A 644-nucleotide genomic window follows, 5' to 3' on the forward strand; every position below is an offset into this window, starting at 1 on the left:
CGGCACGCCGGTGGCGAACCGGCCGCGCGTGGAGCTGGAAGCGCTGGTGGGCTTCTTCGTCAACACGTTGGCGCTGCGGCTGGACTTCAGCGGCGGGCCGGACGTCGGCGCGCTGCTGGCGCAGGTGCGCGACTGCGTGCTGCAGGCGCAGGCGCACCAGGACCTGCCCTTCGAGCAGGTGGTGGAGGCCGTCCGGCCGCAGCGCAGCCTGTCGCACAGCCCCGTCTTTCAGCTGATGTTTGCGTGGCAGGGCGGCGCCCTGGCGCTGCCGCAGGGGGGCGAGGGCGCGCAGGACTTGCGGCTGGCGCTGCGGGACCTGCCGCACCGCAGGGCCAGCTTCGACCTGTCGCTGGAGCTGCGCGAGGAGGGCGGCCGCATCCGGGGCCAGCTGGTCTATGCCCAGGCCTTGTTCGAGCCCGACACGCTGGCGCGCTACCTGGGCCATCTGCGTGCGCTGCTGCAAGGCCTGGTGCGCGACGACGGCCGCGCGGTCGACGCCATCCCCATCCTCGGCGACGCCGAGCGGGGCCAGGTCTTGCGCGGCTGGAACCGCACGCGGCAGGACTACCGGCAGGACCTGTGCGTGCACGAACTGTTCGAGCACCAGGCGCAGCAGACACCGCGCGCGCTGGCGCTGCAGGCGC

General features: G+C 73.8%; 1 protein-coding gene. It reads left to right on the top strand.

Going from position 1 to position 644, the window contains the following annotated elements; genetic code table 11:
* Positions 1-644, top strand: a 644-nt coding sequence (locus LZ017_RS21800) for a condensation domain-containing protein (protein ID WP_241399032.1), incomplete at both ends; no start/stop codon positions are given.

Source organism: Pelomonas sp. CA6 (assembly GCF_022549225.1).
Taxonomy (GTDB): domain Bacteria; phylum Pseudomonadota; class Gammaproteobacteria; order Burkholderiales; family Burkholderiaceae_C; genus Roseateles.